A 21,163-nucleotide genomic window follows, 5' to 3' on the forward strand; every position below is an offset into this window, starting at 1 on the left:
GGCCCGATGCGAGGACCAGTGATGGAGATGGCCGTATGGCTGCGCAAGAACGTCACGCCCATGGAACCTCCTACCGTCAGCAGCTACACCGGCAAGCACGTGTTGGAGCGCGTGACGGGAGGTACGTCAGCAACGGCGAGTTCATCGCTGCCGCTCTCATCGCCGGCTCTTCCCTCCACCTACGACCAGCCGAACGTGCTGTTCCGCACGTGCACCCAGAACCTGGGCCAGATGAACTGAGCGTCCCTCGCAGCGGTGTCCAAGGAACCAGAGGCGGTAATTTCCGGCAACTCTCGCCTCTTGGGACGGGCACTGAAGCTCGGCTAGGTTTCGGTCGTCGGGCTCGGGACGACCTCACGAGGTGGGTTGTGATCCATCGGTGGTGTTCCGGCTCACGATGACGCCTTCCTCCTCAGCCTGGACGTGGGCCGGGAAGAAGGCGTTCGGCCAGCTCCTGCCCAGCAGTGATCCCGAGTTCCGCGGCGTGTTCGCGGAACCGCGGCGAGCGCGGCGCGTATCGGGCGTCGTGTCGGTCCGCCGGCTTCGAACGGCGGGTACAGGTCCTACGATCCCGAGCGCAAGCCCAGAACGCTGTGTTGCACCACGCCCGCGGGAAGGTCGCTCCTTGCCGAACCCCGGGCTGTCAACTCCACCAAACCAGCTCGCAGGTCGGCAGCGGGTTCACCCAGGATGATCGCGCTGATGACCAGCTCCAGCATCAGACAGTCGTACTCGGCACCCTTGCTCCGGTAGCGGTCTCCATCGGCCTCCACGACAGCGGAGGCGATCCTCCAGCCGCCGCCGGGCGCGGGAGCGAAGGACGCTTCATAGACTCCATAACCAGTCCAGCTCCGGTGCATGAAAAGGACGTCGTGTTCAACGAAGGCGTTCCACTTCTCGTCCATGTCCCTGGCTTTGTAGCCCCGCCGGATCCGGTCCCACTCGTCGTCCGTCCAGACACGGTCCGGCAGCTTGTCCACTGGTCCGGGCACGGTAATCGGGTGAAGGCGCCGGAACGACTCACGGCTGAGTGGGGCATCGGCAGTCATGACACTGATCCTACAAATGCACCGCTCTCACGCGAGCCCCGGAGGTCGTGCCCGTTGAGCTTCGCCGAAGCGGGCGCCCTGCTCCACGACCGCTGACCGCGCTGCCCGATCGCCGCACCCTTTTCTGACGAAAACGCGGCCACGCGGCCGGCAGGCGCTCGGCCAGAATGTGGGCGGCGCGCTCGCCGTCGCCGAGGAAGAGACCGACGGCTGCGATCGCCGGGCGGCGTACCAGCGGATCCGGATCCGCCGCGTAGGGACCTCACATACCTGACCAGGCAGGTGGCCGGTCGTACAGTCGACATCTTGTGCGTGGATCATGGATGGCAGTCTCCAAGAGATCACTGACACCCACAGCGCCCGCACATACCGGACCTCTGGCGTCACATACGCCGCCGGGAGCACAGACCCGGGTTACTGCGGCCGGTCTGGCCACCTCGAGTGCACAGCTCGGCACGGCACGGCACGGCACGTCCACCGCTCAACGGACAGGTCTAGCGCTCACTCGCCGGTCACTCTTTCGCCTCCGCCGCGTAAGCGGAACCATGGATTCGAACAGGTATACGATAACGGTCCCTGACCTCCGGCCGAGCCCGGCCCGCCACTCTCGAACAGGTCCGCGATGCCCTGCGCCAGCCCGGTGTCGACCCGTGCGATATATGCGGCGCCGGCCGCGAGCTCGGCCTTACCGACCCCTGAACCCCGCCTGCGCCCCAGGCCAGCGCCCGCGGAACCGTCCGGCGGGTGCGCCGGCGCGCCCTGCACACCTGGTCGCGGATCCAGCAGCGCCAGGTGATGCGCGACCTCGCTCCAGAGCTGGAGGCGTTGATCACTGCGGTGACGGGCAGGGACAGCGAGCACACACGCTCCGTCCAGGGCTGCGCTGATGACGATCTCTGAGATCGGCCAGGGGACGCTCTTCCCTCCACGTCGTGGCATCAAGAAGCATGTGGAACGTAGGAGCGAGGAGCGCGTGTGGGGGCCCAGCAACCGAAACCGCCGGAACCGGCCTGGCGGCCGTCCAGGCCGGAGGACGGGGGCGATGTCACGCAGGGGCGCCGAGCGGCGGATGCTCGAGCACGCGGGGCTTGTACTCGACCAGCTGGATGCGGCCGTCGAAGGTGCGGTGGTCGATCATCTCGAGGGCAACGTCCGGGTAGCCGTCGTAGATGCGCTCTTCGCCCGTGGCCCCGGTGATCACCGGGAACATCACGACCCGGAAGCGGTCGACGAGTCCGGCTCGTAGCAGGGACCGGCACAGGCTGAGGCTGCCGATCGTGCTCAGGAGCCCCGAGCCACTCGACTTCATGGCGCGGACCGCCTCGACGGCGTCGCCGCGGACGAGCGTGGAGTTGGCCCATGTCAGCGGCTCCTCGAGCGTAGAGGAGAACACCATCTTGGAGGCCTGCGTGAGCTCGTCGACCGACGCCTCCTCTTCGGGCCTGAACTCGTCTTGTCCATTCGGAACCTCGCCCGCGGCGAAGCCCGACATCAGGCGGTAGGTGTTCGCCCCCATCAGGTAGGTGGCCTCGGGCTGCTCTCCGAGCCAGGCGAGGTACTCCGGGCCCTCGAGGCCCCAGAACCCGGGCCATCCCTCTCCCGATGCGTAGCCGTCGAGGGAGGTGATGAAATCGACGAGAAGCTCCGACATGGCGGTGTCCTTTCCTCGGCTGTCACGAGCTTGGACCGGCCGGGAACCCCAAACTCATCGGCCGCGCTGGGAGCAACGCGAAAGCCCATGACGGTACAGCCGATCAGGTCGACGGAGCGGCCCTTCGGAGGGCCGGGGACATACGTGACAGCTCTGTGCACGCCCTCAGTGATGATCTCCTGCCAGCGTCGACAACGAGTACTTCGTCCACGCGCCTACGACGGCGGCGGAGCCGGCGGACGCGCCGGAACATCCCCGCGTCGCGAGGAGGACACTTTTTGACCTGCGCCTTTCTACGCCCTTTGCGCGTTCTTTGCGATCGCGGCTTGAGGTAGTCCCTTCATTCCGATCAAGGTCAGACCGTCGAAGTCGACGGGGATGCGCCGCCGGGTGCCGGCTGTTCGGGGCGTGGCCCTGTTCGGTGGGGGCCAGGTGGATGAGTACCGCCTGGCCGTCGCCGACGACGGCCGTTACCCGGGTCCAGAGTTCGTCGCGCACTTTTGCCGAGACGCTTCCCACGAAGATCCCGGGGACGACCTCCGTTAGCCAGCGGCTCAGGGCCCCGCGTAGGTGGTCGGGTACTGCTGTGGTGGCTACGACGATCATTGAGGGCATGTCAGCTGCGTCGGCGCGGGCCAGGTCGCCGACCGCCGAAGCGGTCACCCGCGGCCGGCACCGCAACGGCGCCCGCAGGGCCTCCGTCAGCCGGTCCGCCGCCACCCCGACACCGATCGGGCCCCTAAGTGCCGCGCGGACCTGCTCCGGGTCGGCGGCTTCCACGACCGCCCGCGACCACAAGCCAGGGCCGGCGTCGGCCGACGGGACCAGACCCGAACCGACCGCCCACCGCCAGGCCGCCAACGGCACCTGCAGCCGGCCCGCAGCCTGGTTCTCGTAGCTACCTGCGGACGGCGCGGGCTGACGGCCGGCAGGGTGCAGCTGAGGGCGTCTTCGAGCGCCGGCACCACTGTCTCGCTCACCCACCTTGACATGGGGGACAGCGCCTGCCGCGCAGACGGACCGCCCCTCGATGTTGTCACGGCGCTAGCCGTCACCGTTCCGGCTCGCCACCGTCACGGTGGCGGCGGCTGAGCCGAGCCCCCTGCAAGCTCGGGCAAAATTCTTGATCCCGCGTTCGCCCTAGCGGGAAGCTGGGCGGCATGAACAGGGGAGAACTGCTCTCGGGCCGTTACGAGTTGGTGCAGCGGCTGGGGCGCGGCGGGATGGGCGAGGTGTGGGCAGCACGGGACCGCAGCCTGCGCCGGGACGTCGCGGTCAAGATGCTGGTCCTGGAACAGGGCGCGTTACCGGAGCTCGCCCAGCGGTTCGAACGAGAGGCGCTGGCCGCGGCTCGGATCAACCACCCGAACGTGGCCGCCGTCCACGACCGCGGTGCGCACGAGGACGTGCTCTACCTCGTGATGGAGAAGGTGGACGGCCGGCCGCTGAGCGAGTACGTCCGCTCTGGTCAGCCCATGCCGCTCGCCGAGGCGCTGACCGTTGCCGAGGGGATCTGCACGGCGCTGGTCGCCGCGCACCGGGCGGGAGTGGTGCATTACGACATCAAACCGCACAACGTCATGCTCACCGGCGAGGGCGAGGTGAAGGTCGTCGACTTCGGCATCGCCGGGTTCCTGCAGACCGCGTTCACCGCTGTGGCCCGGTCCTCCCAGCTGACCCCTGCGGGGACCGCCGAATACGGCGCGCCCGAGCAGTTCCTGTCGGCGCGGGGCGACGAGCGTTCCGATCTCTACGCACTCGGGTCGGTGCTGTTCACCTTGCTGACCGGGCGGCCACCCTTCACCGGACACAGCCCGCTGGCCGTGATCCGTCTCAAGCTCGATGACGACGCGCCCCGCCTGGACGCGGTACGGCCGGGCCTCCCGCCCGCCCTGAGCGACCTGGTCGCGACCCTCCTCGCCCGGGATCCGGCCCTGCGGCCGGGGACGGCCCGCGAGGTGCGCGAGCGGATCAGGGTTCTGAGGGGCGCCTCCGACCGCCCCGACACCACAGCGGTCGTCACCGCGAGCGCCCTCGTCGCCACGGTCACCGCTCCCAGGTCCGAAGCGGCACGCCGGGTGCTGCTCGCCCGGTTCGCCCGGGCGGCGCGGGCGGTGGCCGCACGCCGGGGCGAGGATCGGGTCCAGCGGCCCGCCGGGGCTGGCCGCGGGGCACCGGGTACCTCCGATGAGGGCTGGACGTTCGAAGTCGGCTGGACGGGCCGGGAACCACTGGAGTCATACGCGAAGGGCCAGGGTCTTTTGTCGACGTGGCTGGAGGGGCTGATCCTGTCGGCGGTCTCGGCGGGCATGTTCTACGTCCCCTTCCACGCAGGACTGGTCGACCGGGGGCCCAGCGGCAGGATGGACGGCGCATGGTCGCTCCTCTTCGTTGTCGCAGGGCTCGTCGGCCTGGCGGGAGCTCTGATCACGGTGAGCGCCGTGGTAGGGACCGTGCGCGCGTTGCGGGCGAGCGCGCTCCGGACAGGGGCCTCGCCATGGAGCCTGTCCGTCGGACCTGCGGGCATCGTGACCGTTTCCGCGGCGGGCCGTTGCCACTTCGCCTGGAGTGACATCCAGCGCATCGCCATCGAGCAGGTCCGGAGTACGGCGCCCCACCGGTTCACCGGCCTCCACCTCGACCTCGAACCCCACGCCCCCGTGCCGAGCGTGCTCCGGCCGGCCGGCTGGCCCTACGTCCGGCCGCCCGAAGGAAGGAGCCGGCTTGCCGTCTGCGTCCTGGGGCCCCTGACGGAGCGGCAGCGCGTCCAGCTCGTCGACGCCCTGGTCAAGCAGGGCGGCAGCCGCTGGGTTCCCTCACTCGTGTTCACGACCCCGCCGGCCCATCCGTGATCTTCTCCGAGCAGCGGACGGGTGGGGCGGGGAGGGGAGGGGCAGCCCGGCAGGGCAGCATCCTGACTGCCCGCCGCCGCACCGTCGACTGCACGACGCCGTCGTGGCCGGTTCGGCCCCCGCAGCGGGCCCGGCTGTGGCACCGTGACGACATGCGCCGCTGGTCTCTGCCTCCGCTTCTCGCCGGGTTGATCGCGGCATCCGGATGCGTCTCCGTCCACCCCGCCCCTACCCGGCCCGCGTGATCCACCCCGTAGCGAAGTGGCCAGTGGGACTTCACTCGCCCCCGCCCCCGCCGCTGTGACCGCCGCCGGAGTGCGTATCCGTATCCGGGCCGGGACCGGGTTTGCCGTAACGACGATTGCCGCCCGGTCGCCTTCGGGGCTGGCCCGCTGGGGGTGGCACGGGCCCTTCCCAGCGCGGGCTGCGATGAGGAAAGACGTACTCCAGCATGCGCGGGTCACGCTCGGCCTGTTGGAGATGTCGCCGGCCCGCAGGGCTCATTCGACGCTCCGCGCCCGCCACCAGACCCCACGTGGCCAGCCCGCGGCCGATGTTCTCAACCTCCGGGGAGCGTTCGAGGACGGCTCGTACGGTGTCGATGTCCGCCGGGCGCCCGCAGAAGGCGACCAGCACGCGCTCGACCGGATGCAGAGGTTGATCCCCCTCCACGGAATGCACCTGCGCGTTGCGCACCACGAGCAGCCCGCGCTGGTGCAACGTGGTGACCGCGCTGTCCACCACATGCCGGGCCCCGCCCGCCAAGAACGCGACGTCATACACGTCCAGGGGTCTCGTCTCGCCCGAGCCCCTGACGATCCACCGGAACACCCACCGCATGCCAGCCCCCCGTCACGGCCTGCACCTGTCACCTGACAGTGCGGCCTTCCCCTCAAAGTCTGACGGCCCGCGATCAACTCCGGGGCACAGGACACCCTGGGCCAGTACGAGCTGGAACGCCAGAGTTGAGTGGCAGTGACCTGAGCGCGGCATGCGTCCACCCTCCCCCGGCTCACATCACACAGCCGTGCTCCCGTCGAACCCTGCGCTGCGCCCTGGCCAGCATGCAACGCGGCCAGCGTCGCAGCGCAGAGTCCGGCTCGCGCGCCAGCTAAAGCCTCGTGACGTTTTCCGCCTGGGGCCCCTTGGGCCCTTGGGTCACGTCGTACTCGACCAGGTCGTCCTCGTACAGTTCCTTGAAGCCGGTGGTCTGAATGGCGGAGAAGTGGACGAACACGTCCGGGCCTCCATCGTCCTGCGCGATGAAGCCGAAGCCCTTTTCCGCGTTGAACCACTTGACCTTGCCAGTTGCCATGCTGCTCTCCTCAGAGTCGGTCGGCGATACCGTATCGCCCCGTGAACAGCCCATATGGCGAATGACACAAGATCACCTCCGCTGAGCCCCGCTCCATGTGCCCGGCACGGGCGAATGCTCCGCGCCGGCCCGCGTTCGTGGACCGGTGGTCGCGCTCTGCACCGGCCGGCTGTGGTCCCGCGGGCCGTGCCCGGGCTGGGCAAGGAGCAACCCGGGTACTGAGGCGGGTGTCACCAGGTGATGACGACTTCTCCGTCACCGCCCTTGACGCCCGCTCCGCCCTTAGAGCCGGCCTGTCCGGCCCTTCCGTCCAGGCCACCCGGCATGGGCGCCGGGCCCGCCACCGACATCGAGGACGCGGGCAGGTGCGCTCGATGGCTGTGCAGAGGGCAGTTGCCCGTTGTAAGGAACAAGGGTTCCAAGAAAGAACCGAGGGTTCCAGCACGCTAGATACTCGACGGGCCCTATCCGCGTCTGTCACGAGGTCCGGCTGCTAGCTGTACCGGTGCAACGGGGCAGCCCCAGCAGCCGGACCTTACAACCGAAAACGATGACGTCTACCGCAAATCTGCGGCGGGCGCCTTCAGCATGCCCAAAAACCACTCACACGTGAACATCGGCCTTGCTCTCCACGCGCCTCATCCGATCCACTGTGCTGCGTGACTCTCGGGACGGTCAGCACCCCGTTGCACCGGGGAGTCCTGGTCACCTGTCAAAGAACAGACGCGGATACCGGCCCAAGGAGAATGAGGCCATGAAAGTGACCGTCGAGTATGCGGTGGGCGTAGTGCTGCTGACTTCCAGCAAAGCTGTCGAGCTCATCGGAGATCGTTGGGATACAGCTGCGAGCTGGACTCAGGCGGGCGTGATTGCGGCTGCCACCGGGCACGTAGTCATCAACGGTGTTGATGAGTTGATCAGCATCACCCGGCGCGTACGCCGACTGATGCTGATGGCGGATGCCCTCGATGAAGACAGCAAGACCAATGGCGCCGATGCCGGTGTCGCCTAGCGGCCACACCGCAGGCGAGGCCGACGCTGGCGGGACCGTCACGTCGGCCTCTTCGGCGCGCTTCGAAGATCTCTTCCAGACGCTCCGCCCGAAGATTGCCGCCTACGTGCGGGCGCGGTTCCCGGCACTCAGTTGGTCCGACGCCGAAGATGTCGCCGCCGAGGCGCTCCAGTACGCATACCGCAATTGGGAACGCATAGGGCAACTGGAGAACCTGACCGGGTACGTGACCCGCACAGCCCACCATAAGGCGATCGACATGCTGCGAAGTCTCCGACGTGTGACCCTCGCCGACGAGGCGACTCTCGTAGCGCTGATCGACGAAACCGCCCGCGATCAAGTCTCCGAACAGATGCGCGACTCGGAAGTCTGGGGCATCGTGCGTGAAGCAGTCGCCGGCTTGAAGCGAGGAAGCCTACGCCACGTAGTCAGCCTGCAGGCAGCTGGGGCGTCCGATGCTGTCATCGCGGAGGCTCTGGGGATCACCACGAACCAGCTCCACGTCCAGCGCAGCAGAGCGATCAAAGAGCTGAGGAGACAACTCGCCGCGTACATCAGGGACGGTCATGCCCGGAAGCATGTGAAGGCTGAATCGGCGTCGCAGTCCTCAACAACTCCCCGGAGTGTGCCGAAGCGGCTAAGCGCCACCCGATCAAAGTCCGTGAAGAGCTCAGAAGCACCCAAGCGCAAGGGTCGCCCCGGTATTTCCCCGGAGGAAGCCGCAGACGTGATGCGCAAGGCTGGGTTTGAGCCTCTGGAGCCGTACCCTGGATCGAACGCTAAGTGGCGGTGTCGTTGCATCACCTGCGGGAAAGAGGTGCTTCCCCGCTACGGGACCGCGAGAAAGGGGCACGGATGCCGGTACTGCGCGGGACAGGTAGTGGACCCTGAGGCCGCCGCTACCGTCATGCGCGAGCGTGGCCTGGAGCCTATCGGCGCCTACCCCGGCGCAACCAAGAAATGGGCATACACCTGCCTGACGTGCGGGCACGAGGGCGCAACGACTTACCACTCAGCGAAATCCCAGGCCAGTGGCTGCATCATGTGCGGCCGACAGCAGGCAGGTGCCAGACAGTGAACCCTTTCCAACCTGACGGCGTGGCCTGGCGGTCGGCGGCTCGGGGACGGTCGGCCTCTGGCACCCCCGAAGCCACCGACAGGTCGACACCCTGGACTTCGGCTCCGCCGACGTCATCTCCCTGGCGTTCAGCCCGGACCGAAAGCCGCTGGCCGCTGGGAACCTGTCTGGCGAGACGCAGATCTGGTCCGCCCGTACCCGCAAGCCCCTGCACACTTCGACGCGAAGAACGCCAAAGACGCGTCGCAGCTCCGCCAAGCCATCGACGGTGCGCCCATCACATCCCTCGGCTTCAGCCCTGACAGCACCCGCCTGGCGGTGGCCTTTGAACACCACCTCGTGCTGTGGAAAATGCCCTGACACCCCGGGACGCCTGCCGACCGAGGGTGTATCGGCCGGACGGGGGATGAGATTCACCGAAGAAACGCTCCGCTCACACCCCTGCCCAGTCGCACGGCAGGCCGGGGGCGGAGGGGTGCGCAGCGGACCGGGGCGGTGCACGTGCCCGTCTGCGCCGGTATGACAGCAGCCGCTGGTGGGCGACCGGACGGCGCCGGACCCCTGCTCGGGGGAAGCCCAGGGGCTGGCGCCGGCATCCGGGGCGGCGGTCCTGTACGCCCCCCGTGTCTGCACGCAGGTCCTGATGAGCCGCCAGAGGGGCGTTTGCGTCGAGCAGATGAACGATCACCCGTGAGCGCCGAGGGCTCCACGCCCCCCCCTGGAGCGTCCAGCGGCCCTGTACGGGTGCGGACGGTGAGATTTCCGTTCGGCCCCGCAGGGGATCGCCGTTGTAAGGCACAGGCGGAGCTGTTCCGCAAAGGCGCCATGCATGGAATCGCTTCAACCGCCCTGCACGAGTTCTCCAAGCGGTCGGTGGCTGATCGTCAGGGGTTCTTCTGCCAGGTGGTCACCCTGAAGGTGTAGTCGACAGCCCACTCGACCTGATCTTGGCCAAGGCGGGTCCACTTCACTTCCTCGGCGAGGGCCCGAGCAACCTTGCCTTCAGAGGTCTCTACACACAGTACGGTGCCGCGCTTGATCGGGTCCTCGTCCTTGAGTAGGTCGAAACCCTCGACGGTCTGGATCCCGCCTCCTCGGGCAGCCTCAAGGCACTGTTCTGCAGTCGTGATCGGCGTATTGACTGCGCCTGCGTTGGCGACGTGCACTTCGAATCCGAAGGAGGCGCACCTGGTGAGCGCAACGTCCGCCTCCTCGGACACGGCGACGCGGCTGCGGTCCGATCCCGCTCGTCCCTCGTCGAAGTCGACGAAGGCGTTCCAGCACTCGTTGGACCGCGGGGTGCGGAGCTTGAGCAACCGCTCGGGGTATGCCAACTGGTATGCCGACTTGGGTTCCTGAGACGGAGCGCTTGTCTGACCCTTGCTGGGGGCGGCGGACCCCGTCGATGCACGCGTAGGCGCCTGGGACGGCGTCACAGGGACCATTGCGGGAGGCTTGTCGTCATCCTTGTCCGCAAGCATGGGCGCGATGAGTGTGGCCAGGCCACCGAAGAGGGTGGCCGCCACTCCAAGGGCTGTGAGCTTGTGCAGCATGGTCCATCCAGAGCCGCCTCCACCAGTGGGATCGCTCCCTGAAGGTCCCTGACTGCTCGGGACCGTATCCCCGGGGCTTGAGAAGCCATCCTGGTCCGGGGAAGATCCGCTTGTGGTCACTCTCTACACCTCTGGTGGGTAGATCCGCTGGGAGCGGCATGCTATCGCCGCCATCCACCGCGATGCGCAGGCTCTCGGGTTGAAAACCAGGCATGCAGGCCAGAAGGCAGAGGCCGAGTGCAGCAGCAAGCACGGCCCGTACCACCGCCCGCCGCAGTCGGGGTCCTGCGGCAATCACCAGCAAGTGAGCCTTTCTTCCAACCTCACGCTGATGCGTGGTGAAGGACGAGGACGGCCTTCACGAAGTTCGTGATGCGGTTCGTGCTGCACCGGAGCTTCCGTAGGAGGCGCCAGCACTTCAGCGTGGCCATGGCCTGCACGCCGAGACAGCGGATCTTGGCGTGCGTGCTGTTGTGCAGGCGCTGCCACCGCTTGAGGCGACGGCCGCGGAAGGGCACCCGGATGGATCCGCCGGCGCCCTGATACGCCTTGTCGGCCCAGCACTTGGGGCCAGGCTCGACGAGCGCGTCGACGATGCCGTGGATGCGGGCGGCGGTCAGGTCGTGGGTGGAGCCGGGCAGGGCGGGCGAGACCCAGAGCAGACGTCCGAAAGGGTCGATGAGGACCTGGACGTTCATGCCGTGACGCTTGTGTTTAAAGGGCTCAGTGTCTCAGCCACGACAGGCTCAGGTGCATCGTGGGATGCGAGTGCACAGCCTGCGGGACAGAGGCAACGCCCACGTACAACAACGTGAAATCCGGACACCGCTGCAGTGCCTGCCCCTACAGCCGGCAGGCCGAAACGCAACGCGGCAAGGCGCCGTGGCCCGCAATCGACGCGCAACGGGTCGCCCCCAGAGACAGCCATACAGATCATGATCGATGCCCGCTTCAGGCCGTTGGATCCTTTCATAGCCTCGGCTGCGCCATGGCGGTGTGAGTGCTCGAACTGCGGGCTGGAGAGCAGCCCCACCAACCACTCCGTGAACAGCGAGAACACAGGCTGCCGCTACTGCCAGCGCCGGAGCGTCGAGCCACAGCAGGCCGTGAAGCCAACGCGACGACGGCCCGCCAGGCGCGCACCGCCTCAGCGCGGGCCACGGCGGATTCGGGCGCATCGCGCAGCGCGGCCTCTCATCGGTCGCGGCGTCGAGCAGCACCGTGAGCGCGCGGTGGCGCAGGGCCTCGGCATCCGCAGTCCGCAGTTGATGGCCCTCGAGGTCCAACGCCCCTCCAGCCGCCCAGCCGAACCCGTAGAACTCCTGGACTTCCTCGTCCGTGGCGCCGGCACGGGCCGCCCACTGCGCCGCCACTCGGACCTGCTCGCCCGGGTCATGCTCGGCCAGCGCCCTTACGAATTCCCGATCCCTGTCGAGCAGCGCCTGTCGCTCGCCGGCAGCTGCATTCCGGCCGTCTCGGTCGCTGTGGCGGTCCTGGGCGTAGCCGTTCTTCACGTATGCGGCCCGGTCCGCGTCCGAGCCCTTCAAGGCCCGTTCCGCCGCAGCACGGGTCTGCGGTGCGAACTCTGCGGGGTGAGTGCGTACGACGCGTTCGCAGAACTGACGATTGCGGGTGCGGGCGTCCTTCAATCTCTTCTTGGCTTGTTCGAAGCCCCCACCCCGGGGGCAAGCCGGTCAGTGATGGCAGCATCGCCCCGGGTGCTGCGTAGCGCGTTCCACACCGAGGTCCGTAGCTCGACCGGCAGCACCGGGACCGCGATCCACGCGCTCCGGCAGCCGCCGCGGCCAGAACCGCCTCCGCCGCTGCCGGATCCACCGCCGTAAGGAAGGACGCAGCGGGCACCGAATCCGACGCCCGTACGAACGTCGCCTGACGCGGAACCTCCTGAGCCTGGACCGGACTCCCCCCAGGGACCCGGCAACTGCCACCACTGCCGTAGCAGAGGTCAGCCCGGTGCGAACGACCCTGCTCCGCCACGCGGGACAGTCGTTGTGCGCAACGATCCGCAACCGGCTCGACATCAGCCACAGGTGGGGCCGGTCTTGAGGACACCCTCGTATAGCCGGGCAGAGTGCTCCGGGGATGGGGAGCCGAGCGAGTGACAAGTGGTCGCCTCGGTCGCCCAGTCACGCAAGCGACCGCGCGGTGGGACCTTTGAACGAGTGCGGCATTGGCGGAGGATGGCTCAGGAGAGCAGGTCCGCGGAGCGAAGCGGGCCCTTCGGTACCGGCAGCAGGAGCGTCCAGACCAATGCCCGCACATCCCATACGTCCCGATCGCACCGGCTCAGCGTCCAACGCGGGCGTGGACGTGCTGACGTTCAAACCCTCCCTCGTCAGGACGGTGGTCAGGGAGGTCACCCCACTTCACCTCTCGCGGTCGGCCGCTCGTGCTGCCTCGGCGGTGACGGAGACCGTACTGACGGGCATCATCGACGGCGCGCTGCAAGGAGCCCGCGAAGTAGGACGCAAGAAGCTGCTTCCCGAGGACCTCGTGACGGCCATCGGCCGGGATGTCGAGTTGGAGGTGGGCGGCAGGTGGTACGAACACAGTCCTACGTTCAAGGGGCTGACCGGGGTCGTGTACGACGCTGCGGGTATCGCCGTCCCCGCTCCCAAGCGCAGCAGGTCGCGTAAGGCGAGTGCGGTGCTGGGCGCCCACAGGTTCGAGGCCGGGGTCAGGAAACTGCTGCGCGACCGGGTTACGGCAGCTGTCCCGGCGATGGTCCGCGATCTGGACGGGCTCGCGAGCGTGTTCCTGACGGACCTCGCCCGGGACGCGGCCATGGTGGTCCGGGAAGGCGGGATCAAGCGGTTCGGCACGGTCACCGTGGTGACGCCGGGCGATCCGGTTGATGCGCCTGCGCCCCTGCCGGAGTCCGTCCTGGCCCTGTCCACCAGATCTGGGGACAGGCGGACCATCGGCAGGGACGACGTCCTGGCGGCCACCACCATCCAGCTGTTCGGCGAAGTCAGGGGACGGGCCCTCGCCGCGGCACGCGAGGCGACCGAAGGCGGTAAGGGCGGCTGAGCGGGGACGGCCGGTGCGGCGGCGCCCTGCTGGGCCAGGAGGGGGCGACGGCCCGGTCGACGCCGGCGCCCCGGCCGTGCGCGGCGTTGGCTCCACTGCCCGATAGACGGTCTGGGTGACCGGGCCGAGCTGGCGCAGGAACGGGCTCAGGTCGGCGCCGGCCCCTCTGCAGCAGGAGCATCTGCCCCGCCATCGCCGGCCACTCCTCCCCCGCCGTCAGGTCGGCCGGCACCCGGTCGTCGAGGGGAGGGCGCAGCTCGTCGGCGGCCCGGCCCGGGGGAGCTGCTCCTCGCCCTGCGTGAGTTCCTCCTCCTTGTCCGTACGGAGTTTCCGGGCGGCGCGCGGCGTACGGCGCCGGAGATCGTCAGCAGCAGGCGGAAGCCGTCGCTGAGTTCTGCGCGGCCTCGGCCAGGGTCGCCAGGGCCTCGGCGAACGGATCGGACACGACCCGGCCCGGCCCGGGGTGGGCGCGGGGGCAGGGGGGTGGACGCCGGGGGCTCTCACCGGCAGAAGTAGGAGAGCGCTAGTTCTGCCGGTGGGACTGCATGGTCAGGGCCGGGTGCCCGGTGATGGACTGGGCGCAGGCCGGAGGAAGAGTGCGGGGGACGGCGGGCCGGAGCCGCCGATGCCGGGGGTTCCCGATGTCGTGACGGGTGCCCCGGGTGGCCGCCCCTGGCGACCGTACGTGCCTTCGCGCTCTCCTCCCGCCGCACGGCCCGACCGGTACCGCCGGTGGGGCGGTCATCCCTGTCGAGCACGGTCCGGTATCAGGAGTTCCATGTCTCACCACCCTCTCTCCCACGGTTCCCGCGCCGGAACGCGGCGCCGGCTTCGCGCGCTGGCCCCGCTGCTGGCGGGCTGCGTCGCCGCGGGCTCGCTGGTCTCCGCGACGGCCCCGGCGGCCGTGGCGGCCGGGTCGGGCAAGGCGGACGCCTTCCGTTCCCTCAGGAACGCGCCGCTCAAGCGGGACTGGATGAAGGGCCTGGACGGCCGCACCCCGCTGTCCCGGCTGTCGATCCTCGGCACCCACGACACGCTGTCCATCCACGGGGGCTACTTCGCGCAGACCCAGGAGGACCTCGGGGACAACGCGGTGACCCTGACCGAGCAGCTCGACAAGGGGATCCGCGCCCTCGACGTGCGCGTGCGCGTCACCGAGAACGAGTTCTTCACGATCCACCACGGCGCGATCTACCAGAACGCCAACTTCGACGACGTCCTCACCAAGGCCGATGACTTCCTCAGCCGGAACCAGGGCGAGACGATCGTGATGCGCCTGAAGGCCGAGTGCCCCATCGGCACCGGTGGCGGCGCCACGGGTTGTACCAACGACCCGTCCAACGTCTCCGCAGGCGTGATCGCGGCCATCTTCGACCGCTACGCGAAGAAGTACGGCAACCGCTTCTACAAGCCCTCCGTCACGAGGAACAGCCTGGCCTCGACACCCACCCTGGACCAGGTCCGCGGCAAGATCGTGCTCGGCACCTTCGGCGTCTCCGACAGCACTTCCAGCGCTTCCTACGGCGTCAGCGGTTTCCACTCCAACCTGGCGGACGACTGGAAGCCGAAGGACGCCGATACGAAGTGGAACGGCGTCAAGGCGAACATCGACAGGGCGAGCGCCGACACCGGCGACAGCTGGTACATGACGTACACCTCCGCCACCTCCAACCTGGCCGAACCCAGCCCGGAGCAGTACGCGGGCGGCTACGTGGACGACTCGGGAGGCGTGGTCAGCTACGTACCCGGCCAGAACCTCATGCTCATGAACTACCTGAACAGCAACGCGACCAGAGGCCGCATCGGCGTGGTCATGTCGGACTTCCCCGGCTGGGCCCTGATCCAGAACATCATCGACCGCAACAAGGACGCTCTGGTCAAGGGCGACCACCCGGCCCTCTGGACGGTCAACGACGGCACCAGGACCTACGAGAACACGAAGTACCGCAAGCGGTGCATGGTGCGCGGACCTGAGTTCGACAGCTCGAAGGCCGGTGGACTGGTCACCCAGCGCGAATGCCAGTCGACCCCGCCCAGCAGCCACCAGTGGACGGCCGAAGAGCCCAACTACGACGGCAGGGGCCACTTCTGGGTCAAGGCGAGCAACGGCAAGTGCCTGACCGTTCCCTACAACAACGGAACCCCGCCGGCCGCGGGCACCCAGCTGTTCTGGTGGGAGTGCGAGACCCGCTGGTTCTCGGGCAGCCAGATGTGGAACATCGTCCCCACCCCGGTCGAGATAGCGGGTACGTCCCGCACGGCCTACGCCTTCATCAACAACTGGACCGGCAAGTGCCTGGCCATCGACCCCGCCACCGCGAGCGTCGCCGGCGGCAAGGTCACCCAGGACGCCTGCCCGAAGTAGCGGTACCGCCCGTGCTGGAGCGGCGGTCAGGACCTGCGTGAACGGGGCCCGCACCCACCCGGGTGCGGGCCCCTTCGAGCGGCCCGGCGCGGCCTCGTGGCTGCGTGGTAGCAGCCGGGGAACCGTCCCCCCGGCCGGCAGAAGAGGCCACGCAGCCACAGGTCGGGGGTGAACTCGTTCGGACGCCGGTGACACGGGGTCGGGCATGCCGCCCCGTCGGCCGGGCCGCAGGTCCGGGGTCCGGGTCCGGGGGCTACAGCGTGCCGGCCAGCCAGACCGCCGACGGGGTGCCGTCCGCGCCCGTCAGGGTGACCGGCGCTGCCGCCGACCAGGTGCGGTCGGTCCGCCGCGCCGTGTGCAGCACCTTGCCCGTGGTCGTCGTCGCCCCCAGCTGGAACTCGCCGTCGACGGCGGCGCCCGCGACCGACGAGACGGTGACCGCGCCGAGGCCGCCCTTCAGTTCGGCGAAGCCCTCCCAGGTGCCGTTGGCGCGGCGCATGGCGTGGTACTGGCGGGTGCCCGCGTCGGTCGCGACGACCAGGTGGGCGTCAGCTCCGGTGCCGGCCAAGGTGACGGCGGTGACCGGGCCGGTGGCGCCGGCGGCCCGGGTCACGTCGCCCCACTCGGACCAGTGGCCGGCGGGGGTGCGGAGGGTGTGCCACACCTTGCCGCCCGCGACGGCGGCGACCTGGAGCCGGCCGTCGACGCTCGCCGTCGCGACCGCGCCGACCGTGCCGATCGGGCCGGCGGTTCCCCGAACTTCGTCCAGCCGCCGTCGATGCGCCGGATGCTGTGGTAGACGTGCCCGTTGCGGCTGATGTCCGCCGTCGCAGCAGCAGGACCGCGGTGCGCACCGCCCCAGCCGCTACGACGGCCAGGTGCCGCGGGCGTAGCGGCTGGGGGTGGTGCCGGTGTGGCGTTTGAAGTGGCGTGTCAGGTGCGACTGGTCGTAGAAGCCGGTTGCGGGGGCCACCTCGGCGGGCGGTAGCCCGGAGAGCAACAGGCGTCGGGCACGGTCGACGCGGCGTGCCATCAGGTACTGGTGCGGTGCGATGCCGAAGGTGGCGGTGAAGACGCGCACCAGGTGCGAGGGGTGGGCGTTCAGCAGTTTCGCGGCCACGTCCAGGCCGACGCCGTCGGGCAGACGGGCGTCGAGCAGCTCGCGCAGGCGGTGGGCGAGGCCTCGGTCGGCGGGCGGATCGGTCACCGGCTGTGGGCGCAGGTGGTCGCGCAGCCGGTCGCCGATGAGGGCGAGGCGGCTCTCCGCCTCAAGGGCGTCGCCGCGGTCGGCCAGAGCCGTGTGGAGTTGGGCGACACGCAAGCGCAGCAGCGGGTCGAGCAAGTCGGGGCTGTCGACGGCCGGGCCGATCATGCTCTCGTCGAGCCGGGTCAGGTCCAGGTAGAGGACGCGTTTGCGGAAGCCGTGCGCAGTGGCGGGCGAGCCGTTGTGCGGGACCTGAGGGGGGAGCAGGGTGACGGTGCCGGGGGCGGTGCCGTGCTCGCGGCGGTCGAGGTCGTAGCGGACGGCGCCGTCGTCGACGATGAGCAGCGTCCATACGTCGTGGACGTGCATCGGGTAGGCGTGTTCGGTGAACTGGGCGTGGAAGACCTCGACGACGCCGGACACGCGCGGGCGCCACGCGGAGACCTCGTTCCGGGCTGTCACCATGCAAAGAACGTACAAGAAGTCGGGGCGGGGCGGTTGGCAGGCTGCCGGCATGACGATCGAGAGCACCCCTGCACGGTTCGACACCAAGATCGCTGTCCTGTTGCGTGAGGATCTGGAGCCCTGGCAGCGGCTGAACGTAACCGCATTTTTGGTCAGCGGGCTCGGCACCGAGCTGCCCGAGGTGATCGGCGAGCCGTATGCCGACGCGGACGGCACCCCGTATCTGCCGATGTTCCGCCAGCCTGTTCTTGTCTTCCAGGGCACGAAGGAGGCGCTCACCACCACGCACGGCCGCGCTTTGGCGCGTGCGCTACCGCGGGCCGTGTTCACCTCCGACCTGTTCGCCACGGGCAACGACCGCGACAACCGGGCGGCGGTGCGCGCGGTGCCGGGGAACCAGCTGGACCTGGTGGGGCTCGCGGTGTACGGGCCGCGCAACGCGGTCGACAAGGTGCTCAAGGGTGCCCGCATGCACCCATGACCAGGACCAGCGGCAAGGGCCGTTGCCCGTGCGCAGGCCAGGTGCAGGTTGGTCGACAGACAGCCGCGGGAGCGGCCAGCGCGTGATCGCCCGGCTGTTCAGGGGTCGCGGCGTCGGCGAGGTGAGGGGGCCCGAGATGGCGGCCGGGCCAGGTCGCAGACCTCGATCCCGTGGTCGTGAGGCATGTACCGGATACGGACACTGCGGCCTGCCTGGCCCGCCGTTCCACCCACTCACAGCTTCGGCGGGCAGGACCGGGCGCAGGATGCCCCGGGCGCAACGAGAGGCCACCGGCCCGGTCCGGTCGTGCGGCAGTATCAGGCAGCTCACCCGAGGCTCATGGGAGTCCGGCAGCGGCTGGGTGCTCTCTCACCGGCGATGACAGCGCACATGGGAGACGGCCGCCGTAGGGATGGTCTGTATCGCCTCGACGCCCGACACTGCCAGGTCTGCCCGGGCGCGGCTGGCGCACACGACCCGGGGACGTCCCGTGGTGCCCTACGGCCACCTGATGGCGCTGGAAACCATGTGAGCCCTCATCAGGCCCTGCTGTGCGGAAGGCTGCGAGGCTCTGGGAGAGGCGCGCAACGGCAGGGCGGGGCAGCCGCGGGCTGCTCGCCGATCTGCTGCGAGTAGGCAGCCAACTCGGGTGCGGGACGGTAACTTTGATCAACGCGGCATCACTTACAACGAGGGGGCAGCGTGCCGGACTGGAAAGAAGCCACCCTGAAAATTGGGCGCCAAGTGTGGGAGGACCAGCAGGCGCGAGCCGATGAGCGCCACGTAGCAGTATTCTCCGAGGGCTTCGACGAAGCAGCCAATATCTGCGTGAGCATCGTGGCGGAGAGAATCGCGGAACTGATGACAAAGATCCAATCCGGCAGCTACCTGTCCACGGAGGAACAGTTCCTCCTCTCCCGGCTGACCGGACTAAAAGAGGAGATGGAGAAAGCGCTCCACAGCTTCTTCGATCAAGATGCGCAAGATCGTTAGCCGCCCTAGCAATGGTTCGTCGCCACGCCTCGTCCGCCAGCCAGTAGTCGAACCCCTCGACCCGCATGGTGAACTCCGCCGCCGGTGAGTTCGCCGCGACCAGCGGCGCCGCCGGGGGAACGGTTCTCCAGCGGCCCGTTCCTCCCGCGCGTCCGGCACGCCCGCCTGGGTCGCGCCGCTCGTCTGCGCGGCGTTCTTCGCGCCGTGGCCGTGCTCTGGTACGTCTGACCGGGTTCCGGCTGGGCGCCGCGACGGCCCCGGCCCCGGCCCCGGCCCCGAGCAGCCTTGCCGGGAAGCACGTACCCCGGGGGCCCCGGTCGGCTTTACCGGAGCGACGGCGACGACCGTGATCACACAGCGGACGACCTGGTCGAAGGCGGCGTGGCGGACGCCGAGCGTTGTGGGGCCTGGTCAGGGCGAAGGCTCGGCGAGGAAAGATGGAGGGCTTCAGGACTTCGGGGCGTCGGCTGACGTCACCGAGCTGAACAGCGCAACGACGCCGGCCGCTCCGCGAACCGTGACCCGACCCGCGCCCTGAACCCAGCGCGACTCGTCAGCAGACGGCTGGAGCTCCTGTGGGCCGCTACGTCCGTCCGTTGCGGCCCACAGCGGGGCCCTTACTGGAATTACGCCGTTCAGACCAGGAGGCTTGTGTCGCGGGGCTGGTCGGTGAGGGCGGCGAGGTAGCGCTCGGCGTCGAGAGCGGCTGCGCAGCCGGTGCCGGCTGCGGTGATGGCCTGGCGGTGGGTGTGGTCGACGACGTCGCCGGCGGCGAAGACGCCGGGGATGTTCGTACGGGTCGAGGGTGAGGCGACCTTGATGTAGCGCGCGTCGTCGAGGTCGACCTGGCCGGTGAACAGCTCGGTGCGCGGGTCGTGTCCGAGTTCGTCCTCCTTGGGGAGGCCGAGCTTGCGGTAGCCGGATCCGGTGGCGATGATCACGGTCTTGTGGCCGTGTCGGTCACGTCGGCCTCAGGCCCTGTGCTTGGCGTCGATCTCGGCGATCAGGCCTTCGATGAGGCCCTTGATCTCGTCGCGGATGGGGCGGACGGCCTCGACGCCCTGGCCGGCCGGGTCTTCGAGCTGCCAGTCGAGGTAGGTCTTGCCGGGAAAGTACGGGCAGGCGTCGCCGCAGCCCATGGTGATGATGTAGTCCGAGGCCTGCGCGGCCTCGGGGGTCAGCACCTTCGGGGTCTGGTCGGAGATGTCGATGCCCAGCTCGGCCATGGCCGCCACTGCGGAGGGGTTGATCTGGTCGCCGGGCATGGAACCGGCGGAGCGGACCTCGATGCGGTCGCCGGCGAGGTGGCGCAGGAAGCCCGCGGCCATCTGGGAGCGGCCGGCGTTGTGGATGCAGACGAACAGGACGGAGGCGGCAGGAGCGGAGGACATCGTTCTTCCTTGGGGATCGGGCGACTGCGGGGGTCGAGCGGTTCACTGGTTCTGGGTGCCGAGCTGGGTGAGCAGGTCGGTGATGTGTGTGTCGACGGCGTCGCGGATGTCGCGGACGACGGCGATCGGCGCGCCTTCGGGGTCGGGGACGGGCCAGTCGAGGTAGCGGCGGCCGGGGACGACGGGGCAGGTGTCGCCGCAGCCCATCGTGATCACGATGTCCGCGGCCTGGACGACTTCGTCGGTGAGAGGCTTGGGGTAGGCGTCGGCCGGTTCCACGCCCGCTTCGGTCAGGGCCTGGAGGATGTGCGGCTCGACGTCGGCGGCGGGGTGGGTGCCCGCCGAGGAGACGACCACGTTCTCCCCTGCGCGGTGGGCCAGGAGGGCTGCGGCCATCTGGGAGCGGCCCGCGTTCTGGCTGCACACGAACAGCACCCGCGTCCGGTCGCCGTCCGCCAGGTCCCGGGTGTGGGCGAGTGCGTCCAGGCGCTCGGCGGTCAGCCGCTCCGCGAGCACGACCGGGTGCGTGCGGATCCGGGCGTGCTCGGCGAGACGGGTGCAGGAGTCGGCGAGCAGGCCGAGGACGGTCTCCGGCGCGAAGCGGCCGGCGTACCGGGAGGCGAGACGGGCGGCCCCCGCTGCCAGGCGTTCGTCCGGCAGAAGGGGCGAGGGAGGCGTGGGCATGGCGTTCCCGTTCAAAGGA

The 21,163-nt window shown here is 69.2% G+C and carries 19 protein-coding genes and 3 pseudogenes; 10 read left to right on the plus strand and 12 right to left on the minus strand.

Annotated features, from left to right (window positions below; translation table 11 throughout):
• Positions 1-21: 21 nt before the first annotated feature.
• On the plus strand, positions 22-240 hold the full coding sequence (locus ACFY61_RS21405; protein WP_389474113.1) for a hypothetical protein: 219 nt from the start codon (positions 22-24) through the stop codon (positions 238-240).
• 323 nt (positions 241-563) lie between these two features.
• Here ACFY61_RS21405 and ACFY61_RS21410 read toward each other — a convergent pair whose 3' ends face one another.
• Positions 564-1,049, minus strand: coding sequence for a hypothetical protein (locus ACFY61_RS21410; protein WP_389474115.1), 486 nt, complete (start codon positions 1,047-1,049; stop codon positions 564-566).
• A gap of 576 nt (positions 1,050-1,625) precedes the next feature.
• Between ACFY61_RS21410 and ACFY61_RS21415 the strand changes: the two genes are divergently transcribed.
• The gene (locus ACFY61_RS21415; protein WP_389474357.1) at positions 1,626-1,748 is read left to right on the plus strand and encodes a DUF6233 domain-containing protein; all 123 of its coding nucleotides are present in this window, start codon (positions 1,626-1,628) and stop codon (positions 1,746-1,748) included.
• Between the two features lie 346 nt (positions 1,749-2,094).
• Here ACFY61_RS21415 and ACFY61_RS21420 read toward each other — a convergent pair whose 3' ends face one another.
• A complete protein-coding gene (locus ACFY61_RS21420) occupies positions 2,095-2,700 on the minus strand; it encodes a dihydrofolate reductase family protein (RefSeq protein WP_389474116.1) in 606 nt (201 codons plus the stop codon).
• A 293-nt stretch (positions 2,701-2,993) separates the two neighbouring features.
• A pseudogene (gene cas2e / locus ACFY61_RS21425) lies at positions 2,994-3,315 on the minus strand (type I-E CRISPR-associated endoribonuclease Cas2e).
• Positions 3,316-3,860: 545 nt separating this feature from the next.
• On the opposite strand from cas2e, the gene ACFY61_RS21430 reads away from it, so the two are divergent.
• The gene (locus tag ACFY61_RS21430) at positions 3,861-5,552 is read left to right on the plus strand and encodes a protein kinase (protein WP_389474117.1); all 1,692 of its coding nucleotides are present in this window, start codon (positions 3,861-3,863) and stop codon (positions 5,550-5,552) included.
• A gap of 276 nt (positions 5,553-5,828) precedes the next feature.
• On the opposite strand, the gene ACFY61_RS21435 is transcribed toward ACFY61_RS21430, so the two are convergent.
• On the minus strand, positions 5,829-6,392 hold the full coding sequence (locus tag ACFY61_RS21435) for a TIGR04222 domain-containing membrane protein (RefSeq protein WP_389474119.1): 564 nt from the start codon (positions 6,390-6,392) through the stop codon (positions 5,829-5,831).
• 271 nt (positions 6,393-6,663) lie between these two features.
• Positions 6,664-6,867, minus strand: coding sequence for a cold-shock protein (locus ACFY61_RS21440; RefSeq protein WP_389474120.1), 204 nt, complete (start codon positions 6,865-6,867; stop codon positions 6,664-6,666).
• 754 nt (positions 6,868-7,621) lie between these two features.
• Here ACFY61_RS21440 and ACFY61_RS21445 point away from each other — a divergent pair.
• Together ACFY61_RS21445 and ACFY61_RS21450 are read left to right on the plus strand one after the other, a co-directional pair.
• Entirely contained in the window at positions 7,622-7,879 is a 258-nt protein-coding gene (locus tag ACFY61_RS21445) for a hypothetical protein (RefSeq protein WP_389474122.1), read from the plus strand.
• Positions 7,836-8,957, plus strand: coding sequence for an RNA polymerase sigma factor (locus tag ACFY61_RS21450; protein WP_389474123.1), 1,122 nt, complete (start codon positions 7,836-7,838; stop codon positions 8,955-8,957). The genes ACFY61_RS21445 and ACFY61_RS21450 overlap by 44 nt, the downstream gene beginning before the upstream one ends.
• Before the next feature lie 884 nt (positions 8,958-9,841).
• Here the strand turns inward: ACFY61_RS21450 and ACFY61_RS21455 are convergent.
• Positions 9,842-10,510, minus strand: a complete 669-nt coding sequence (locus ACFY61_RS21455) for a hypothetical protein (protein WP_389474124.1) — start codon at positions 10,508-10,510, stop codon at positions 9,842-9,844.
• A 323-nt stretch (positions 10,511-10,833) separates the two neighbouring features.
• Positions 10,834-11,226 (minus strand): annotated as a pseudogene (locus ACFY61_RS21460) (transposase family protein); the annotation flags it as partial.
• Positions 11,227-12,781: 1,555 nt separating this feature from the next.
• On the opposite strand from ACFY61_RS21460, the gene ACFY61_RS21465 reads away from it, so the two are divergent.
• Positions 12,782-13,561 carry a hypothetical protein gene (locus ACFY61_RS21465; protein WP_389474125.1) on the plus strand — a complete coding sequence of 260 codons (780 nt, stop codon included), beginning with the start codon at positions 12,782-12,784 and terminating at the stop codon, positions 13,559-13,561.
• A gap of 778 nt (positions 13,562-14,339) precedes the next feature.
• Positions 14,340-15,926, plus strand: a complete 1,587-nt coding sequence (locus ACFY61_RS21470; RefSeq protein ID WP_389474127.1) for a phosphatidylinositol-specific phospholipase C domain-containing protein — start codon at positions 14,340-14,342, stop codon at positions 15,924-15,926.
• Positions 15,927-16,179: 253 nt separating this feature from the next.
• Here ACFY61_RS21470 and ACFY61_RS21475 read toward each other — a convergent pair whose 3' ends face one another.
• On the minus strand, positions 16,180-16,590 hold the full coding sequence (locus ACFY61_RS21475; RefSeq protein WP_389474128.1) for a hypothetical protein: 411 nt from the start codon (positions 16,588-16,590) through the stop codon (positions 16,180-16,182).
• Between ACFY61_RS21475 and ACFY61_RS21480 the strand changes: the two genes are divergently transcribed.
• Positions 16,582-16,725, plus strand: coding sequence for a hypothetical protein (locus ACFY61_RS21480; protein ID WP_389474130.1), 144 nt, complete (start codon positions 16,582-16,584; stop codon positions 16,723-16,725). The two genes, ACFY61_RS21475 and ACFY61_RS21480, sit on opposite strands and share 9 nt — an antisense overlap.
• 66 nt (positions 16,726-16,791) lie before the next feature.
• Here ACFY61_RS21480 and ACFY61_RS21485 read toward each other — a convergent pair whose 3' ends face one another.
• Complete coding sequence (locus ACFY61_RS21485; RefSeq protein ID WP_389474132.1) at positions 16,792-17,595, minus strand: AraC family transcriptional regulator; 804 nt, start codon at positions 17,593-17,595, stop codon at positions 16,792-16,794.
• 49 nt (positions 17,596-17,644) lie between these two features.
• On the opposite strand from ACFY61_RS21485, the gene ACFY61_RS21490 reads away from it, so the two are divergent.
• Both ACFY61_RS21490 and ACFY61_RS21495 read left to right on the plus strand, forming a co-directional pair.
• Complete coding sequence (locus tag ACFY61_RS21490) at positions 17,645-18,076, plus strand: DUF2000 family protein (RefSeq protein ID WP_389474134.1); 432 nt, start codon at positions 17,645-17,647, stop codon at positions 18,074-18,076.
• 702 nt (positions 18,077-18,778) lie between these two features.
• Positions 18,779-19,069, plus strand: a complete 291-nt coding sequence (locus ACFY61_RS21495) for a hypothetical protein (protein ID WP_389474136.1) — start codon at positions 18,779-18,781, stop codon at positions 19,067-19,069.
• Between the two features lie 635 nt (positions 19,070-19,704).
• On the opposite strand, the pseudogene ACFY61_RS21500 reads toward ACFY61_RS21495, so the two are convergent.
• The 3 genes and pseudogenes from ACFY61_RS21500 to ACFY61_RS21510 form a co-directional block, all read right to left on the minus strand.
• Positions 19,705-19,953, minus strand: a pseudogene (locus tag ACFY61_RS21500) (FAD-dependent oxidoreductase); the annotation flags it as partial.
• A gap of 87 nt (positions 19,954-20,040) precedes the next feature.
• The gene (locus ACFY61_RS21505; protein ID WP_389474138.1) at positions 20,041-20,460 is read right to left on the minus strand and encodes an arsenate reductase ArsC; all 420 of its coding nucleotides are present in this window, start codon (positions 20,458-20,460) and stop codon (positions 20,041-20,043) included.
• Positions 20,461-20,502: 42 nt separating this feature from the next.
• Positions 20,503-21,144 carry a low molecular weight phosphatase family protein gene (locus ACFY61_RS21510; RefSeq protein WP_389474140.1) on the minus strand — a complete coding sequence of 214 codons (642 nt, stop codon included), beginning with the start codon at positions 21,142-21,144 and terminating at the stop codon, positions 20,503-20,505.
• Between the last annotated feature and the right edge of the window lie 19 nt (positions 21,145-21,163).

This window comes from Streptomyces sp. NPDC012888 (assembly GCF_042900645.1).
Classification (GTDB): Bacteria; Actinomycetota; Actinomycetes; order Streptomycetales; family Streptomycetaceae; genus Streptomyces.

Excerpts from the sequence above, each read along its gene's own strand:
- ACFY61_RS21450 (WP_389474123.1), top strand. The coding sequence starts at position 7,836 with ATGAAGACAGCAAGACCAATGGCGCCGATGCCGGTGTCGCCTAGCGGC.
- ACFY61_RS21440 (WP_389474120.1), bottom strand. The coding sequence starts at position 6,867 with ATGGCAACTGGCAAGGTCAAGTGGTTCAACGCGGAAAAGGGCTTCGGC.
- ACFY61_RS21490 (WP_389474134.1), top strand. The coding sequence starts at position 17,645 with ATGACGATCGAGAGCACCCCTGCACGGTTCGACACCAAGATCGCTGTC.
- ACFY61_RS21510 (WP_389474140.1), bottom strand. The coding sequence starts at position 21,144 with ATGCCCACGCCTCCCTCGCCCCTTCTGCCGGACGAACGCCTGGCAGCG.
- ACFY61_RS21455 (WP_389474124.1), bottom strand. The coding sequence starts at position 10,510 with ATGCTGCACAAGCTCACAGCCCTTGGAGTGGCGGCCACCCTCTTCGGT.
- ACFY61_RS21465 (WP_389474125.1), top strand. The coding sequence starts at position 12,782 with ATGCCCGCACATCCCATACGTCCCGATCGCACCGGCTCAGCGTCCAAC.
- ACFY61_RS21410 (WP_389474115.1), bottom strand. The coding sequence starts at position 1,049 with ATGACTGCCGATGCCCCACTCAGCCGTGAGTCGTTCCGGCGCCTTCAC.
- ACFY61_RS21405 (WP_389474113.1), top strand. The coding sequence starts at position 22 with ATGGAGATGGCCGTATGGCTGCGCAAGAACGTCACGCCCATGGAACCT.
- ACFY61_RS21430 (WP_389474117.1), top strand. The coding sequence starts at position 3,861 with ATGAACAGGGGAGAACTGCTCTCGGGCCGTTACGAGTTGGTGCAGCGG.
- ACFY61_RS21420 (WP_389474116.1), bottom strand. The coding sequence starts at position 2,700 with ATGTCGGAGCTTCTCGTCGATTTCATCACCTCCCTCGACGGCTACGCA.
- ACFY61_RS21505 (WP_389474138.1), bottom strand. The coding sequence starts at position 20,460 with ATGTCCTCCGCTCCTGCCGCCTCCGTCCTGTTCGTCTGCATCCACAAC.
- ACFY61_RS21470 (WP_389474127.1), top strand. The coding sequence starts at position 14,340 with ATGTCTCACCACCCTCTCTCCCACGGTTCCCGCGCCGGAACGCGGCGC.
- ACFY61_RS21485 (WP_389474132.1), bottom strand. The coding sequence starts at position 17,595 with ATGGTGACAGCCCGGAACGAGGTCTCCGCGTGGCGCCCGCGCGTGTCC.
- ACFY61_RS21435 (WP_389474119.1), bottom strand. The coding sequence starts at position 6,392 with ATGCGGTGGGTGTTCCGGTGGATCGTCAGGGGCTCGGGCGAGACGAGA.
- ACFY61_RS21445 (WP_389474122.1), top strand. The coding sequence starts at position 7,622 with ATGAAAGTGACCGTCGAGTATGCGGTGGGCGTAGTGCTGCTGACTTCC.